At 52.2% G+C, this 425-nt stretch carries 1 pseudogene; it reads left to right on the top strand.

Going from position 1 to position 425, the window contains the following annotated elements:
- A pseudogene (locus KSW37_RS15820) lies at nt 1-425 on the top strand (hypothetical protein); the annotation flags it as partial.

Here is a 425-nt window from a genome sequence, read left to right as displayed (position 1 = left end):
ATTCTGCCTCTGTTTCGGAGCCGAAAAGGAGGAGGCTGTGAAACACATGGCAGATAAGTTTGGCGGCGAATATGCCGATACCGAGCGGGTGGCACGAGAGATTTACAAGCATACCGAGCGGCTGGGAACCTGGAAGATAAGACAGCAGGGAGAGGATGAGCAGAAACGCTATACCAGCATGAGAGCACTGCTGGGATGGCTGGGAGCCCGATATGAAATGCACCACAACACGCTGAGCAACCAGTATGAAGTGCGCGCCATCAACACCGGAGAGAAGCTCTATCTCGACTGGACCGAAGTGGATACCCGGGTGAGCAATTCCCTGTTCGTGAAGATGGAACTGGATAACATCTGCACCACCCAGAAAAAGCTGGATACGGTAATCAGAAGTAACTTCAGTCCCGAATTCAACCCCATGGAGGAAT

This window comes from Segatella copri, assembly GCF_019127135.1.
Lineage (GTDB): Bacteria > Bacteroidota > Bacteroidia > Bacteroidales > Bacteroidaceae > Prevotella.
Note: the sequence above shows the minus strand (reverse complement) of the source record. Positions and strands in the feature narration are given on the sequence as shown.